The sequence below is a fragment of the Aquabacterium sp. genome (genome assembly GCF_035476535.1).
Lineage (GTDB): Bacteria > Pseudomonadota > Gammaproteobacteria > Burkholderiales > Burkholderiaceae_C > Pseudaquabacterium.
On record NZ_DATILJ010000080.1, the window covers coordinates 15,052 to 30,564 of the forward strand.

Consider the following 15,513-nt stretch of genomic DNA (forward strand, 5'->3'; position numbering starts at 1 on the left):
AAGCGAACTGATTGGCGTACACAGTTCGGACTGATAGCCATGCTGCTGCTTGCCGCAAGTGCCACGCGCAGCCACGCCCAAGGACAGATCGAACGTGGGCGCTATCTGGTGCAGTCCATCTCGGCCTGCGGCAACTGTCATACGCCTCGTGGGCTGAACGGTCCGCTGAAGGGCAAGGCGTTTGCGGGGGGAGCGGAGTTTGCCGAACCGGCATTCAAGGCATACGCCCCCAACATCACGCCAGACCCGCAGACCGGCATCGGCCGCTGGACCACCGCACAAGTGATCACCGCCATTCGTGAAGGCAAACGCCCGGACGGCACCATCATCGGACCACCGATGCCGATTGCACGCTACCGCGGCATATCTGACCGCGATGCAGTCGCCATCGCAGCCTATCTTCGATCGTTGCCGGCGGTCGCGAACAAGGTGCCGAAGTCGGAATACAAGATTCCCTTGCCATTGAACTATGGCCCCCCAGTTGGCCATGTCGCCGATGTAGCGCCGGGCAACAAGATTGCGCAAGGCCACTATCTGGCGGGGCCATTGGGCCACTGCATCGAATGCCATTCGGCGCCCGGCCCCAACGGGGCGCCGGACGTCGAGAACAACCTGGGCACCGGCGGCATCAGGTTCGACGGACCGTGGGGCAGCAGCGTCTCCTCCAACCTCACGCCGTCGAACCTGGCGCGCTTCAGCGACATGGAGTTGCGCAAGATCATCACCACCGGTGTCCGGCCGGACGGCAGCCTCCTGAAGCCACCGATGGCGACGAACTCCTACGCGCGAATGAGCAACGGTGACCTGGATGCCTTGATTGCCTACCTGCGCCAGTTGCCAAGGAAATAGCAATGCACAAGTCGCACGATTCGGATTGGCAGTGCAATGCCTGTACTTCAACCAGAAGGCTGACACTTCGCCTCTCCGTGATTGCCGCAAGCGTCTGCAGCACCTGCCTGGCGCAGGGCGCTGAACCCATCGTGCTGGGGCAGACCTTCATCGGCAGTGGCCCGGTCGCCGCCTTTTCTGCAGAGCCGGTGCTCGGCATCAAAGCCATGCTGGCCACGGTGAACCGGGCCGGCGGCATTGGCGGCCGCCAGATCGTGCTGAGCCAGCTGGACGATGAAAATTCTCCAGAGAAGGCTGAAGCGAATGTGCGCAAGCTCGCTCAGCAAGGTGCCATCGCGATATTGATGCCGATTGGCACCTTCCCGGCCATCGGCGCCATGAAGGTCGCGAACGAACTCAAGATACCGGTTCTCGGCCCCTATACCGGGGCAGAGCAGGTCTACGCGGTGGGCTCCAGTGTCTTCCCGATGCGCATCAGCTTCGCCGAGGAAGCTGCGCGTATCGTCAAGCACACGGTGTTGATCGGCCAGACGCGAATGGCCGCCGTTCGTATTGACAACCCGGGGGCCAAGCTGCCGATAGACGCCGCAAGAAGGGATCTGCAGGCACGTGGCAGCGACTTGATCGGCGAGCTTGTGCTGGCCCAGGATGGCAGCGATGCCGAGATCAAGGCCAGGCAGCTTGCCGCCCTCAGTCCGCAAAGCATCATCATGTCGGCATCCAACCTGGCCGCCGGCCGCTTCATCAAGGCCTACCAAGCCACGGGCACGACTTCGCAGTTCTACTGCACCTCGTTCTTGAACGGCAATCAGCTGCACAAGGACTTGGGCGATGCGGCCAAAGGCGTGGTCGTCATGCAGGTCGTGCCCTCTCCACGAGCCGCAATTCGCCTGGCAACGGAATTTCGCGCATCAATGGCGGCCATTGGTGCCAGCACCCAACTCAGCTATTCGAGTTTCGAGGGCTATATCGCGGCGAAGGCCCTTGTGGAGGCCTTGCGCAAAGCGCCCGCCTCACTGAAGAGCCCCGCCGGCATTCAGCAGGCCCTGCAAGCCATGAACGGGCATGACCTGGGTGGCATGACGATCAGCTTCCAGAACCAGGCGCGAGGTGCGCTCAACTTCGGTGAGCTGTCGATGATCGGCAGGAACGGCGCGTTCGTTCGCTGAGTTCAGCTCAGCAGCGCGACCAGTTCGGGCACGGCGGCGAAACGATCAGCCTCGAGCCCGTAGTCGGCGACCCTGAAGATCGGTGCCTCGGGGTCCTGGTTGATCGCGACCGATCACCCGGCTGTCGTCGCGCCACGCTCCTTCAGCCGCATGGCCTCTTCGACGGCAATCTCGTCGAAGGGGTTCATGCTCATCTTGACGTAGGCGATGTTCAAGCCGGTGCCGTCGCTCTTCACGCGCACCTTGACGTTGTGGTCCACCACGCGCTTCACAACGACCAGAACTTTCATGGACACACGACGTAGTTCGAGAAGCCGCCGTTGCGATCCTTCAGGCCCGAGATGGCCTCGTTGACCCGGTCCAGCGGAAAGACGCAGTTCTCCAGGTAGCTCAAGTCGACGGTGCCGGTACGCACCATGTCGGCCATCTCCTGCCCCTGGGCGGCGGTGAACCAGTTGGAGCCGATGAGCTGGATCTGCTCGTCCATCAGCCACTTGACATCGATCGGCAGATCGTCGGCCACGCCGCCGACGTTGACCACCCGGCCACCGCGGCGCACGCCCTTCATCGAGTCGAGCATCGTCGCCACCGGCGCCCGGGCGCCGAGTGCACTGATCGTGAAGTCGACACCCTCGCCGCCGGTCATGGCCTTGGCCCATTCGCCCGTCGAACGCGCGCCCAGGGGCATGACCTCCACGCGGTCGGGCGCCAGTGCCTTGACGCGCTGGAGCAGATCGAGATCCCGGCCGGTGCCGAGGATGCGCGACAAACCCATGGCCAGGCCCAGCACGGTGGCGGCGACACCCAGCGTGCCGGTGATGCCATCGATCAAGGCCACCTGGCCGGGGCCTGCGCCGGCGTTCTTCAGCGCGCCATACGAGGTGCCGAGATAGCCGAAGCGCCCGGCGCGCTCGAAGCTCAAATTGTCCGGAATATTGACCAGCGCGTACTCGGGCGCGGTCATGTACTCGCTGAAGCCGCCATAGGGATAGAGGTCGAAGATGCGTTGCCCGTCGGTGCTGGTGCTGAAGTAGCCATTCAGCGTGAAGTAGCGGCAGTGGCTGCGGCGCCCGGCCCGGCAGGCCTGGCACGAGCCGCAGGACCGCAGCGGGCTGACGTAGACCCGATCGCCCGGCTTGGCATTGATGACCGCCTCGCCCACCTCTTCGACGACACCGGCCGGGTCCAGGCCGAAGATCGCCGGAAACTTGGGCAGCGGCTGATGCGGGAACCAGGTCGGCCAGTTGTTGATGACGTTGGCCATGTTGGGCACGATGCCGCAGGCCTTGACGCGCACCAGCACGTCGTTGGGCCGCGGCTTGGGCACTGGAATGGTGTCGAGTGTCATCGGCGTGCCCAGTGCATGCAGCCGCGCCGAGGTCATTGTCTTGCTCATGAAAGATCCTTCATTGATGTCTGGATGGCCGCTCTGGTGTGCCGTTACGGGGCGATGAACGCGCCTGACCGAGGCCGGAACTTGGTGGGCCAGACCGTCACCCACTTGCCGTCCTGAACCTGCTTCAGCTTGGTGTCGGCGAGACCGCTGTTGAACTTGCCTTCGAAGCTGCGGCTGCCCAACACGGTCTTGACCAGGTTCGCCTTGAGCCAGGCGCCCATGGCCTTGTCGTCGATGCGCCCGGCGCCGATGGCCGCGGCCTCGAGCATCTGCCAAGCGGCGAATTCCGCCGCCGCCTGGTAGTCGGCACGCGTGTAGGACAGCCCGGCGGCCGTGGCGCGCTGGGTGTAGGCCTCGATGAACTCCGCGGCCCCGGTGTTGTGCCTGAAGGGCTCGTGGTCTTCGAACCAGGTCAGGCTGGTGAGGCCGTTCGCATTCGGATGAGCCGCCGTCGGACCCGGCGCCGGGAAGAGGTAGAAGTGGCGCTTGGGCAGGTAGTCCAGGCGCTTCATCGCGTCGAGCAATTGCACCGCCTCCATGCCGATGGCGCCGGACCACAGCAGATCAGGGTTCGCATCCTTGATGCGCGCCGCGATGCCGCCGAACTCGCGTGTGCCGAATTCGTACTCGAGCGACAGCACCGTCTTCAACCCCTGCTTGCCGGCCACCTCCTGCCCGCCCTTGGCCAGGTCGAGCGCGGAGGGAAACTTGCTGGTGATGAAGGCGATCGTCTTGGGCGGGCTGGGCAGGCTGGCATAGGCGGCGAGCACGATCTCGGTGTCGGCCATGCGGGGATCCGGCCCCAGCGGCAGGGCCGGGAACTGCATCTCGTAGGGCGCCAGGCTGGGGTCGCCCAGGCTGCTCTGGATGAACAGCTTGTTGAAGCGCTGGGCCACGCCCATGGCCGCGATGATCGCGCTGGTGCCATAGGGGCCCATCAGCAGATCCACCTTCTCGGCGGTGATCAGCCGCTCGTAGAGCGTGCGCGCGTTCGCGGGTTGCGACTGGTCGTCGAGCAGCACCCACTCCAGCTTGCGCCCCAGCAGGCCGCCGCGCTTGTTGATGGCGTCGACGAACACGTCGCCGGCGATCTTGTGGATCATGCCGACCGAAGCGAGCGGCCCGGTCAGCGGCAGCGTGCCGCCGACGCGGAGGGGCGCGCCGGCTGCCGGCTGCGCGAAGGCGGGCCAGCCCGCCGCCAGCATCAGCCCACCCGCGCCGAGCACGAAGCCGCGACGATGCTTGTGCAGTACCGATTCAGTCATGGTTGTCTCCAATGTGTTGTGGGGTTCGCCAGGCGCTCAGCGATGGTCTTCTTCAAGCTCGATGTCGAGACCGGCCATGATGCGCACGCCCGAGTTGTACCAAGCGACGACGAGCACCAGCGCGATCATTTCCGGCTCGCTGAGAAACGCCGCCACCGTTCGCCAGCTTGCGTCGCTAACCGACACATGGAGCGTCGACTCCTTGGCCAGCGCCATGACCGCCTTCTCCTGCGCGCTGTACAAAGTCGAGGTCTCGAAGTCCGGAACAGCGTCGAGTTGCGCCTGCGTGAGCCCGGCCTTCAAGCCGTGCGACTGGTGGTGGGCTACCTCGTACACCGACTTCGTCAAGTGTCCGACGGTCAGGATCGCCAGCTCGCGCAGGCGCGGGCTCAAGGGCGAGTTGCGCAGCGCGTTGGCATAGGTGAGAAAGCCGTCCAGCAAATCCGGCGTCTGCGTCAGCGCCAGGAAGATGTTGGCCGTGGGGACTTTGCGCTCGCGCTCCAGGCGATCGAATATCGCCGGGTTGGCGCTGTCGGCGCGGCGCAGGTATTTGATGCGTGCCATGGGGGTGTCCTGTGAGTCCTGTGAGTCCTGTGAGGACTGGGTGTCCTGGGTGTGTCTCAGCCGGCCTTCGCGGCGATCTGCTTCTGGATGTAGGTCTCCAGCGTTTCGGGGTTCGGCATCTTCTCCGGCTTGATCGTGGCGGTGGCTTCGAAGGGGGTGGCTTCGACATACCAGCGCTCCGACGCCGGCAAGCCCCAGCGCACGTTGGTGCTGAGTGATGCCGCGTCCCAGCGCACCGGCTCGATCTCGATGTCGATGGTCTGGTAATGGCTGCCGAAGAGTTCGACGCGGTGACCGTCCGGATCACGCAGGTACACGAACAGCATGCCGCCGGGCCCGTGCCGACCCGGCCCGCGCTCCACCGAGGCCGAATAGCCGTAGTTGCCGGCCAGGTCGCAGGCCGTGAAGATGTGGTGCGACTCGGGGATGGTGTACGCGAAGTGATGCAGCTTCGGGCCCACGTTTTCGACGATGGCCAGATCCAGGCAGGTGCCTTTGCGGTACATGAAGGCGCCCAGCAGCTTGTCGCCATGTTCCAGGTATTCGGAGTTGCGAAAACCCAGCTGGCTGTAGAAGTCGCACAACGCGTAGCAGTCCGGCGCGAAGATCTGGAAGTGATCCAGCCGCTGCGCGTGAGCGCCGGTGAACAGCTCGCGCTTCAGGTACATGCGCTCGCAGGTCTTCATCTGCGCACAGAGTTCGATCCGGGTGCCGATCGGGTCGCACACGTGCAGCGTGCGGCCCTGGTGCGGCACATCGGCCCATTCGGCGGGCAGGCCGCGGTCCTTGAAGAACTGGTAGGCCAGATCCAGGTCTTCCTCGAAAAAGACGCGGAAACCGATGCGCTTGCAGGTGGCTTCGCCGCGCGCCTGGATCAGCACCAGGCTGTGGTGGCAGGCTTCGGAGAGGCCGCGCAGATAACACTCGCTCGCCGTCTCCTCGCTGACGACGAGGCCGACGATCTTGACGTAGAAATCGCGGCTCTTGTTCAGGTCTGCGACATGCAGGACCACATGGCTGGTGCGGGTGATGTTGAACGGGGGACGGAGATTGACGGCGGGCAGCATGGGCGGCTCCAGTGGCGACGAGGGGAAATGATCGAGGGTCAGCGCGCGGGGTCGCGCTGAATCTCGGAAGCGAGCGCGGCGATCGCATCCAGTGCGAACTGGATGTTCGATTCGTCGACGAAGCGCCCTTCCTGGATCTTCTGGTGCACGCCCGCAACGACCACCGACGGGTGCACCAGCACCCGCGACAGCGTGCTGGCGAAGCCTTCACGCAGTTGCGCCTGCGCCCGCACGCCGCCCATGAAGCCGGGTGAACTGCTCATGAGCAGAACATGCTTGCCCTTCAGCGGCGACGCATTCGCCGGTCGCGAGGCCCAGTCCAGCGCGTTCTTCAACACGCCGGAGGTGCCGGCGTTGTACTCGGGCGAGCAGACGACGAGCCCGTCCGCGGCCTCAAGCGCGGCCCTGAATTCGGCCACCGCCGCCGGCAGTTCCGGCCCTTCGAGATCGCCGTTGTACAGCGGCAAGCCGTCCAGCGGCAGCAGCGAGAGCGCGATGTCGTTCGCCAGGCGCTCTTGCAGCGTTCGAAGAATCGCCGTGTTGTGGGAGTTCCTGCGCAGGCTTCCCGACAGGCCCGCGAGCTTGAGTTGGCGCATCTTGTCATTCCTTTCAACGGATGTCGTGCGGCGGTGTCGCTAAGCCGCTTAGTTCATGAGTTAGCCGTGCGCTGGATCGGCAACGCGTCCCAGCCCCAGAATCGGGCCTCGGCCCCCAGGGACTCTTCGATGCGCAGCACTTCGTTCCACTTGGCCATGCGCTCGGAACGCGAGAAGGAGCCGACCTTGAGTTGGCCGGCATCCCAGCCGACGCTCAAGTGCGCAATCGTCACGTCCTCGGTCTCGCCGGAGCGGGCGGACACGATGGTGCCGAAGCCCGACTTCTTGCCGGCTTGCAGCGCCGCGAGCGCCTCGGTCAAGGTTCCGGCCTGGTTGGGTTTGATCAGCACGGCATTGGCGCTGCGCTGCTCCGCTGCCGCCAGCACGCGCGCGGCATTCGTCACCAGGAAGTCGTCGCCGATGACTTGGCATCGCGCGCCATGGGCCGCGGTGAAGCAGCGGAATCCTTCCGGGTCGTCCTCGGCCAGCGGGTCCTCGATCGACAGGATCGGGTAGTTGGCGAGCCATCCGCCCAGCATGTCGATCATGCCGTCCGAGTCGAGCGTTCGGCCCTCCAGCGCCAACTCGTAGCGGCCCTTGCGTCCGAACTCCGAGGCCGCGATGTCGAGCGAGATGCCGACCTGTTCACCCGCGCGCAGGCCAGCATCGAGGATGGCCTGCATCAAGGTGTCGAGGGCCTGCTCGTTGGACCCGAAGACGGGCCAGTAGCCGCCCTCGTCGGCCACGCCCTGCAGGCTGCCGGACTTCTTGAGCAATGCACCGGCTGCCCGGTAGACCTCGGCGGTCCACTCCAGCGCTTCGCTGAAGGACCGCGCGGCGGGACACATGATCATGAAGTCCTGCACATCGACACGCCGCGCCGCATGCGCGCCGCCGCCGAAGATCTGGATCTCCGGCAGCGGCAGGCGCACCTGCCGGGCTCCGGCCAGGTGGCGCCACAGCGGTTGCTCGGCCGCAGCGGCGGCGGCCTGCAGCAGCGCCATCGAGGTGGCCACCATCGCATTGCTGCCCAGGCGGCTGCGGTTGCCAGTGCCATCCAGCGCGACGAGGCGTTGGTCCAGTTGCGCCTGGTCGCCGATGTCCTGTCCTGCCAGATGGTCCGAGATCAGGCCATTGACGGCTGCGCAGGCCTGGCTGACATCCATGCCGCCAAAGCGGGGGCCGCCGTCGCGCAGGTCCAGCGCTTCGCCGGTGCCTGTCGAGGCCCCGGCCGGGGCGATGGCGCGTGCCTTCAGGCCATTGCGCAGCTCCACTTCCGCCTCCACGGTCGGGCGGCCGCGGGAATCCCAGACGCGGCGGCCGCGGATTTGTTTGATTCGGGTGTCACTCATTGAATGTCCATGCTCGTGTCGATACGGTTTGGCTTGTCGTCGGCTTGTGTCATACGGACCGGGCGCCGATGAGCACGAAGGCCATCGTGGCGGCGCGATCACTCTTGTTGCGCCAGGCATGCCGCGTGCCGTTCTGCACCACCACATCGTGCTGGCGCAGTAGCGCGGACCGGCCTTCATCCAGCTCCAGCCAGATCTCGCCGTCCAGCACGATGGCGTAGTCCACGGTCGGTGTCGTGTGCATGCCGTCGGGCTCGAAGCGCTCGGCCAGGCCCGGGCTGGTCGCCAGGTTCTCTTGTGCCGCAGCGGCAGGGTCGAACCCGGGCGCGGCGAACACGGCGTCGGGTGGAAACGTCACCACAAGGAAGCGTGTCTCGCCCGGCTCGGGCACGAAGCCCATGATGTCGGGCGTGGGGTCGACGCCATCGAAGGGCAGTGCGGGCTGCGTCCCGGTGGCCCAGACCAGCCGCGACACCATGCCGGGAATGTGCCCAAAGGCGTGCGTGCGCGGCGGGGCCGACTGCATGAGCACGAGGCTGGACCCGTCGTCGGCTCGACCGGTCACGAGCCGGTTGATCGCAACAGGGACGCTGGCAACATGGACGCTGCTGATGGTGCTGGGGTCAGACGCCAAGATAGGCCTCCCTGATCTGCGGATTGCTCAACAGGCTTTCCGGATTGCCGGACGTGATGATTCGCCCCTGCTCGATGACGTAGGCGTGGTGCGCCACTTCGAGTGCCTGATGGATGTTCTGCTCGACCAGCATGACCGCGACGCCGCGCTCGTTGATGCGGCGGATGATGCGGAACATGTCCGCGACGATCAGCGGCGACAGGCCGAGCGAGGGCTCGTCCATCAGCAGCAGCCGCGGCCGCGCCATCAAGGCCCGGCCGATGGCCACCATCTGCTGCTGGCCACCCGACATCGTGCCGGCGATCTGTGCCTTGCGTTCCCGCAGCACCGGCAGCAGCGTGAACACCTCTTCCAGGGTCTGCAGGTACCTGCCACGGGCCTCGGCGCGGTAGGCGCCCAGTTCGAGGTTGTCCAGTACCGACATCTGGGTGAACAGCCGGCGCCCTTCCGGCACGATGGCCACGCCGTGATCGCAGACACGATGGCCGGGCAGCATCGCGACATCGACCCCATCGATCCGGATGCTGCCGCGGCGCGGCCGCAGAATGCCGGCGATCGAATTGATCAGCGTGCTCTTGCCGGCACCGTTGGGCCCGACGACCGAGACGATCTGCCCGGCATCGATGTCCAGCGAAGCATCCCAGACTGCCGGCGCATCGCCATAAGCGATGTGGACGTTGCGCACTTCAAGCAGCATGGGCCACTCCCAGGTAGACGCCGATGACCTCGGGGTTGCGCATGGTCTCCTGCGGATCGCCCAGGGCCAGCAGCTTGCCTTGATCGAGCACGGCCACGCGGTCGGCCAAGGCCACCACCGCGCGCATCACATGCTCGACGAAGACGATGGTGGTGCCGCCCGCGCGGATCTTGCGGATGAGGTCGATCGCCTGGTCCACTTCCGAGGGTGTCAGCCCGCACAGCACTTCGTCGAGCAACAGCAGCTTGGGGCGCGCCGCCAGGGCCCGCGCGAACTCCACGAACTTGCGCTCGTGCAGGTTCAGCGTGGCCGGCAGCTGATCGGCCTTGCCCGCCAGCCCCGCAAATGCCAGCCAATGGCGAGCATGCGCTTCCAGGTCGTCCTGCGGCCCTTCACCGCTGCGGCCAAACGCCCCGCACAGGCGCACGTTGTCGAGCACCGTCAGGTGGTCGAACAAGCGGGGAATCTGATAGGTCCGCGCGACGCCCCGGCGCGCCACCTCGTGCGGGTCGAGCGACGAGATCAATTCACCCTCCAGCGCGATGCTGCCGGAGGACAGCGGAAAGTGGCCGCTGATCATGTTGATCAAGGTCGACTTGCCCGATCCATTGGGCCCGACGAGTGCGAGGATCTCGCCCTGCATCACGCTGAGACTCACACCGCCCAGCGCCTGAAGTCCACCAAAGCGCTTCTGCACGTCACGGCACTCCAGCAAGGCGTGGGCGCTGGCCGCGGGCTTCGCGTCCGACGGTTTCGCAACGGCCAGGGTCGGCCCGCCGGCCTTGCGCGCTGGTGGCACGCTGGCCGGCGCCTTGAACAGCGCCAGCAAGCGCGGCGCGATGCCCTGCGGCAGCACCAGGATCACGACGATCAGCGCCAGTGCCACGCCCGCCTTGCCGAGCTCGGCATGGCTGCTGCCGACGAAGAGGCTGAGCGCGACGGTGATCAGCGTCGCGCCGATGGCCGGCCCGGCCCAATGGCGGGCACCGCCCAGGATGCTCATCAGCACGACGTACAAGGGCACCGTGATCGAGAACGTGTCCGCCACCGTCACATAACCCACGTAGGCGGCCTGCACGGCCCCTGCCGCGCCGGCAATCGCCGCCGAGATGCCGAAGGCCACCAGCTTGAAGCGCAAGGTGGGCACGCCCTTGACCTCGGCGACATCCTCGTCGTCGTGAATGGCCAGCAGGCCCAGACCCAGCTTGGACCGATGGATCCAGCGCGACACGGCCAGCGCGGTGACAGCCAGCACCAGGCCCAGCAGGTAGATGGCACCCGGCACCGAGGTGCCGAATCGGGGCAGTGGCACATTGCTCAGGTTGACGCCGGCGCCGCCGTCGATCGCCGTGTTCGAGACGATGGCCGCGATCACGTAGGTGACCGACAAGGTCAGCAGCGCGAAAAACTCCCCGCGCAGCGACTTGATGCGAAAGACCACCAGGCCGATGCCAACGGCAAACAGAGCGGCCACGCCCGCTGCCAATGGAATCGTCAGCAGAAAGGGCCAGCCTGCCTTCGCGGCCAGGCTGGCCGAGGTGTAGACCCCGGCGCCGAAGAAGGCCGCGTGGCCGAAACTCCAGTAGCCCGCGTAGCCGCTCAGGATGCCCCAGCTCGTTGCCAGCGCGACCCAGAAGAAGACGATGTACAGGTAGGACAGGTAGAAGTCGGCGGCGCCCGTGTAGGGCAAGGCGAACAGCGCCAGCGCGCCGAGCACCGTGGCCGCCTGCAGGAGTTTGGTGTTCAGAGCCATTTCGGCTTCCATATCAGCAATGCGATCAGGATGGAGAAGGCCACCAGCGGCGCCCAGGCAGGATTGACCGTCGCCATCGTCACCGCCTCCGACACGCCGATCAGCACACCCGCCGCGAGGGCCCCGAGCGGATTGGCCAGGCCACCGATGATCACGACCGCGAAGACCACGCCGATCCAGGCTTCGATCTGCGACGGCGCAAGCGTGGAGGTCAGCGCGATGAAGACGCCGGCCACGCCCGCAGACGCGGAGCACAGGCCGGCAAGCCCGTACGACAAGCGCCCGGCGTTGATGCCGAATGCAGCGGCCATGGGGCCATCCTGTGCCGCCGCCCGCAACGCGCGACCCAGCAGGGTTCGGTGCAGGCAGAGCCACGCGGTGGTTGCCAGCAGCGCCGCGCAGGCGAAGGCCGTCAGCTCGAGCACCGGCACGAAGATCGGCCCAACCCGCAACGATGCCTGCGCGTAGGGCGTTTCGAACTTGCGGAAATCGGCCGACCAGACCCACTGGATCAGCGACTCGATCAGCACCGTGACACCAAAGGTCACGAGCATCGACGCGAACTCGGTGACCTTGAAACGCATGAACACCGCATGCAAGGCCACGCCACCGGCAAAGAACACCGGCGCGATCAGCAGCAGCGAAGCCCAGGGCGGCACAGCGAACTGCGTGCCGAACTGGTAGGTGAGATAGGCGCCCAGGAAGGCCAGCGCGAAATGGCTGAGGTTGACGAGCCTCAGCAGGCCCCAACTCAGGCTCACCCCCATCGCCAGCAAGCCATACACGCCGCCGAGCAGCATGCCGCCCAGCGCGGATTGGGCCAGCAGGGTGAAGCTCACGGTGACACCCGATGCGGCAGTGCCGGGTGCCGCAGTGCGGCGTGATGTTTCATGCTGCTTGTCTCCTAGTGCTATCGTTAGCGCATTCTGCGCACCCAGGAAGCACTCGTCAAGCCTTGTTTGCTCATCCGGGTCTCAGCCCCTTCCCGGATTGACAGCCGCAATCGAGAAGGCTAACGTTAGCATTCTCTTGACTCTGAACGGACACACACCATGGGACTGCTGATCGCACGCTATGCGCTGGAGGACGGCACGCACTTCGGCATCCTGGACGGCAGCGTGCTCAAGCGCCTGGCCGGCGTGCCGTTTGACAGCCTGGCCGAAAGCGGCCACCGGGACCCGCTCAACGCGGTCAAGCTGCTGGCGCCGATCGCCCAGCCACGTATCTTCGGGCTGGGCTACAACTACAAGGCCCACTCGCAAGAGGTCGGCAAAAACGTGCCCGAGGCGCCGGTGCTGTTCATGAAACCCAGCACCTCGGCCATCGGCCCCGATGACGCCATCGTCTACCCGCGGCATGGCGAGGTCATTCACTACGAAGGCGAATTGACCGCCGTGATCGGCCGGCGCGCGCGCCATGTGCGCGAAGAGCATGCGCTGGACTACGTGTTCGGCTACACCTGCGGCAACGACGTCAGCGACCGCGTGCTGCAACGCCAGGAAAGCGCCTTCGGCTGCCTGTTGGCGGGCAAGGGCTACGACACCTTTGCGCCCATCGGCCCGTTCATCGCAACAGGCCTGGACCCTGCGAACCAGCGAGTCATCACCCGCGTCAACGGCGTCGTGCGCCAGGACGGCAACAGCCGCGACCTGGTGTTCCCGGTCGCTTATCTCGTCGCCTATCTCAGCAAGTACATGACCCTGCTGCCGGGCGACCTGATCATGACGGGCACGCCCGCGGGCGTCGGGCCGATCCAGGTGGGCGACACGGTGGAAGTCGACATCCCGGGCATCGGCGTGCTGCGCAACCCGGTGGTGGCCGAGCACGATGTTCCGGGTGTTGGCGCCGGCTGACGGCGCCGAATATTTTCCGCGCGGCGCGCATGCGCCGGCGAAACGCCAGGACTAGACTCCCCCGCAGGGGCCCGGCGCGGCCGGCATGCCACGGCGGCCGGGCCCAGGGGAGAGTCATGAAAGCGCTGATCCATCAGTGGCCGTGGCGTTTGCCGCGCGGCAGGCTTTGGGCGGAGCGTGTGGTGTTGGTCGGCGGGCTCGCTGCCGCCGGCAGTGTTCAGGCCATCGAGCCGGCATCGTCGACCGTGCTCTGGCGCCTGACCGAGTTGAGCCTCGAAGAGCTCGGCAACATCGAGATCACCTCGGTGTCCAAGCGCGGCGAGCGGCTGGCTGACGCTCCGGCCTCGGTTTATGTCATCACCGCTTCGCAGATCCGCCGCTCCGGCGCCACGAACCTGCCGGAGGCCCTGCGCCTGGCCCCCAACCTGCAAGTGGCGCGCCAGAGCGCCAGCACGTATTCCGTCACGGCCCGCGGCTTCGCCGGCATTTCCGTGAACAAGATGATGCTGGTGCTGGTGGACGGCCGCTCGGTCTATTCGCCCTTGTCCTCCGGCGTGCTCTGGGACGTGCAGGACGTGATGCTGGAAGACATCGATCGCATCGAAGTCATCAGCGGACCGGGCGGCACGCTGTGGGGCGTCAACGCGGTCAACGGCATCATCAACATCATCACCGCCGAAGCCGGGCGCACCCAGGGCGAACTGGTGGCGGTGAGCGCCGGCAACCGGGACGCCGAGGTCTCGCTGCGGCATGGCGGCGCACTGGGCGAGCAGGCGAGCTACCGGCTCTACGCCAAGGCGTTCCAGCGCCACGCGACACGCACCGAGGCCGGCGTCGACATCAAGGACAAGCAGCGCAACCGCCAGCTCGGTGGCCGACTGGATTGGCAGTCCGGCCGCGACAAGCTGGCGCTGGTGGCCAATGCCTACGAGGGCTGGCGGGAGCAGCCGCTGCCCGGCAGCATCGTGATCTCCGGCGTGACCATCCCGCTGGGACCGATCCCGACCTCGGGGGCGAATCTCGTGGCGCGCTGGGACCGTCAGCTCGGCGACGGCCAGCGCTGGATGGTGCAGGGCTACCTGGATCACACGCGGCGCACCACGACGCCCACCTTCGGCGACGTGCTGAACATGGCCGATCTGCAGCTTCAGCACGGCCTGCAGTTCGGCGAGCGCCACGCGTTCGCGTGGGGCGCCGAGGTCCGGCGCGGCAGGCACGACGTGACCAACACCCCCTACCTGGCCTTCCTGCCCGCGCAGTTGACGCAGACCTGGTCTGCCCTCTTCGCGCAAGACGAGATCAGCCTGCCTGCCAACCTGCGTTTGACGCTGGGCGCACGCCTCGAGCACAACGACTACACCGGCCGCGAATGGCTGCCCAGCGCGCGCCTGGCCTGGAAACCGGCGCCGGACGACCTGCTGTGGGCTGCGTGGTCCCGGACCGTTCGCGCCCCTTCGCGCGTCGACCGCGACAACTTCGTGCCGGGCCAGCCGCCCTACCGCCTGGCGGGCGGCCCCGACGTGCAGTCCGAGGTGGCCAAGGTGCTCGAGCTCGGCTACCGCGGGCAGCCGAGCAAACGCCTGAACCTGTCGGCCACGCTGTTTCGCGCCGCGTATGACGACCTGCGCACGCAGGAGCTAACAGCCAATCGGCGCGCCGCGACCTTCGGCAACAACATGGCGGGCGTGCTGCGCGGCATCGAGTTGTGGGGCACGTGGCAAGTGGCGCCGACCTGGCGTCTGCAGGCCAGCCTCAACCGCCTGTGGCAGGACCTGCAGGTCGCACCGGGCAGTTTCGACGTCAATGCGCCGCGCAACACGGAAAGCACCAGCCCGGCGCGGCGCAGCCACCTGAGTGCCGCCTGGGATCTGGGCCCCGCGAGCGAGCTTGATGTGAGCGTGCGCTATGTGTCCAAGCTGCCCTTCCCGCTGGTCCCGAGCTACACGGCGCTGGACCTGCGCTGGGGCTGGCGCCTGTCGCCGGCGGCCGAGTTCTCGCTGGCCGTGCGCAACCTCGATGGCGGCGGCCATGGCGAATTCACGGCCGTGGCCACACGCAGTGAACTCGACCGGGCGGTGCTGGCCAAGCTGGTGCTGAGCTTCTAGCTCGGCACGGGGCCCCTCGATGAGGCCGCTATGTCGCCATTGCAGGGGAGGTGAGGACAGGCTCTTCGTTACAGCAACAGCCAGGCCAGCGCGGCGCCCAGCGGCAGCGAGATGTACGGCGGCTGCTTGAATCGCCACACCAGCAGATAGGCCGCGGCGACCAGCACGCCGGTCTGCCACGGGAACGCCTGGAACGGCAGCTTCATCAGCAGT

The 15,513-nt window shown here is 66.4% G+C and carries 14 protein-coding genes and 2 pseudogenes; 4 read left to right on the forward strand and 12 right to left on the reverse strand.

The features are described 5' to 3' along the window. Positions 1 to 39: 39 nt before the first annotated feature. Together VLK61_RS07895 and VLK61_RS07900 are read left to right on the forward strand one after the other, a co-directional pair. Positions 40 to 849 (forward strand): c-type cytochrome, encoded by an 810-nt coding sequence (locus tag VLK61_RS07895; RefSeq protein ID WP_325419910.1) that lies wholly within the window; start codon positions 40 to 42, stop codon positions 847 to 849. Positions 850 to 851: 2 nt separating this feature from the next. Further along, on the forward strand, positions 852 to 2,018 hold the full coding sequence (locus VLK61_RS07900) for an ABC transporter substrate-binding protein (protein WP_325419912.1): 1,167 nt from the start codon (positions 852 to 854) through the stop codon (positions 2,016 to 2,018). 2 nt (positions 2,019 to 2,020) lie between these two features. Here the strand turns inward: VLK61_RS07900 and VLK61_RS07905 are convergent. The 12 genes and pseudogenes from VLK61_RS07905 to VLK61_RS07960 form a co-directional block, all read right to left on the reverse strand. Then, positions 2,021 to 2,128: pseudogene (locus tag VLK61_RS07905) on the reverse strand (electron transfer flavoprotein subunit alpha/FixB family protein); the annotation flags it as partial. Positions 2,129 to 2,140: 12 nt separating this feature from the next. After that, a pseudogene (locus tag VLK61_RS07910) lies at positions 2,141 to 2,308 on the reverse strand (electron transfer flavoprotein subunit beta/FixA family protein); the annotation flags it as partial. Beyond that, positions 2,305 to 3,414, reverse strand: a complete 1,110-nt coding sequence (locus tag VLK61_RS07915) for an alcohol dehydrogenase catalytic domain-containing protein (protein ID WP_325419914.1) — start codon at positions 3,412 to 3,414, stop codon at positions 2,305 to 2,307. The gene VLK61_RS07915 and the pseudogene VLK61_RS07910, both read right to left, overlap by 4 nt. 44 nt (positions 3,415 to 3,458) lie before the next feature. Next, positions 3,459 to 4,679 carry an amino acid ABC transporter substrate-binding protein gene (locus tag VLK61_RS07920; RefSeq protein WP_325419916.1) on the reverse strand — a complete coding sequence of 407 codons (1,221 nt, stop codon included), beginning with the start codon at positions 4,677 to 4,679 and terminating at the stop codon, positions 3,459 to 3,461. A 36-nt stretch (positions 4,680 to 4,715) separates the two neighbouring features. Further along, the gene (locus tag VLK61_RS07925) at positions 4,716 to 5,243 is read right to left on the reverse strand and encodes a carboxymuconolactone decarboxylase family protein (RefSeq protein WP_325419918.1); all 528 of its coding nucleotides are present in this window, start codon (positions 5,241 to 5,243) and stop codon (positions 4,716 to 4,718) included. 56 nt (positions 5,244 to 5,299) lie between these two features. Beyond that, a complete protein-coding gene (locus VLK61_RS07930; RefSeq protein WP_325419920.1) occupies positions 5,300 to 6,310 on the reverse strand; it encodes a VOC family protein in 1,011 nt (336 codons plus the stop codon). A 38-nt stretch (positions 6,311 to 6,348) separates the two neighbouring features. Next, positions 6,349 to 6,906: an NADPH-dependent FMN reductase gene (locus VLK61_RS07935; RefSeq protein ID WP_325419922.1), complete on the reverse strand. Its 558-nt coding sequence runs from the start codon at positions 6,904 to 6,906 to the stop codon at positions 6,349 to 6,351. Between the two features lie 53 nt (positions 6,907 to 6,959). Continuing rightward, positions 6,960 to 8,258: a phosphopyruvate hydratase gene (gene eno, locus VLK61_RS07940; protein WP_325419924.1), complete on the reverse strand. Its 1,299-nt coding sequence runs from the start codon at positions 8,256 to 8,258 to the stop codon at positions 6,960 to 6,962. A 49-nt stretch (positions 8,259 to 8,307) separates the two neighbouring features. Beyond that, positions 8,308 to 8,784 carry a cupin domain-containing protein gene (locus VLK61_RS07945; RefSeq protein ID WP_325419926.1) on the reverse strand — a complete coding sequence of 159 codons (477 nt, stop codon included), beginning with the start codon at positions 8,782 to 8,784 and terminating at the stop codon, positions 8,308 to 8,310. A gap of 97 nt (positions 8,785 to 8,881) precedes the next feature. Next, positions 8,882 to 9,589 (reverse strand): ABC transporter ATP-binding protein, encoded by a 708-nt coding sequence (locus VLK61_RS07950; protein ID WP_325419928.1) that lies wholly within the window; start codon positions 9,587 to 9,589, stop codon positions 8,882 to 8,884. Then, the gene (locus VLK61_RS07955) at positions 9,579 to 11,342 is read right to left on the reverse strand and encodes a branched-chain amino acid ABC transporter ATP-binding protein/permease (RefSeq protein ID WP_325419930.1); all 1,764 of its coding nucleotides are present in this window, start codon (positions 11,340 to 11,342) and stop codon (positions 9,579 to 9,581) included. Before VLK61_RS07955 ends, VLK61_RS07950 begins: the two co-directional genes overlap by 11 nt. Beyond that, entirely contained in the window at positions 11,333 to 12,181 is an 849-nt protein-coding gene (locus tag VLK61_RS07960; RefSeq protein ID WP_325419932.1) for a branched-chain amino acid ABC transporter permease, read from the reverse strand. Before VLK61_RS07960 ends, VLK61_RS07955 begins: the two co-directional genes overlap by 10 nt. 213 nt (positions 12,182 to 12,394) lie before the next feature. Between VLK61_RS07960 and VLK61_RS07965 the strand changes: the two genes are divergently transcribed. Continuing rightward, a complete protein-coding gene (locus VLK61_RS07965; protein WP_325419934.1) occupies positions 12,395 to 13,195 on the forward strand; it encodes a fumarylacetoacetate hydrolase family protein in 801 nt (266 codons plus the stop codon). A 116-nt stretch (positions 13,196 to 13,311) separates the two neighbouring features. Then, positions 13,312 to 15,300 (forward strand): TonB-dependent receptor plug domain-containing protein, encoded by a 1,989-nt coding sequence (locus VLK61_RS07970; RefSeq protein WP_325419936.1) that lies wholly within the window; start codon positions 13,312 to 13,314, stop codon positions 15,298 to 15,300. Positions 15,301 to 15,513 lie beyond the last annotated feature (213 nt).